This is a genomic window from Teichococcus vastitatis (genome assembly GCF_003604215.1).
GTDB lineage: Bacteria > Pseudomonadota > Alphaproteobacteria > Acetobacterales > Acetobacteraceae > Pseudoroseomonas > Pseudoroseomonas vastitatis.
Genome location: NZ_QXGS01000212.1, coordinates 1 through 658 on the forward strand (window position 1 = coordinate 1; position 658 = coordinate 658).

1 protein-coding gene is annotated in these 658 nt (G+C 60.8%); it reads left to right on the forward strand.

The features are described from left to right. Positions 1–107 precede the first annotated feature (107 nt). Complete coding sequence (locus D2K64_RS23960) at positions 108–653, forward strand: TetR/AcrR family transcriptional regulator (protein ID WP_120010928.1); 546 nt, start codon at positions 108–110, stop codon at positions 651–653. The last annotated feature ends 5 nt before the right edge of the window (positions 654–658 follow it).

Sequence of the window (658 nt, forward strand, 5' to 3'; positions counted from 1 at the left end):
AAATATAGCTCCATGCCGCTGTTTGAAAAGGCGCAAACTCTTGCTTGTGGAAGCGCTGCAGAATAGCCAGTAATACGCGTGTATTTTTACGCTGGAGAGACTTTCTCATGGGGCGCCCGCCGACGATTGACCGCGACAAGGTGCTCGACTTTGCAGAGGACATCCTGCTGAAGGGGGGAACGGGTGCCCTCACCATCGACGCCGTGGCCAAAGCCGCGGGCGTCTCGAAAGGTGGCATTCAGTCGCGCTTTGGAACCAAGGATGATCTCATCGGGGCGCTGGTCGAGCGGTGGTCGAGCGAGTACGAGGCCAGGATGATCGCGCTGCTCGGCCCGGATCCGGCACCGGTCGAGACCGTGAGGGGGCACATCAAGGTCACCATGAACATGGAGGCCGCCGATCACGCCCGAGCTGCGGGATTCATGGCCACCCTTATCGAGGCGACGCATCGCCGGGAAGAATGCAGGGCTTGGTACGCGAGCATGTTTGGCGGCGTCGACTTCCATTCCAGGGAGGGGCGGCGAGCCAAGATGGCGCTGCTGGCCACCGAGGGTGCCTTCATCCTGCGCTCCTTCGGATTAATGGAGTTCAGCGATGACGAGTGGAGCGGCATCCGCGACAGCTTGAGCGCGCTCCTTGACGGAACAATCTGAGCAAA

What these genes read in the sequence shown, in the direction of transcription:
- D2K64_RS23960 (WP_120010928.1), top strand. Translation starts at nt 108, where the DNA reads ATGGGGCGCCCGCCGACGATTGACCGCGACAAGGTGCTCGACTTTGCA.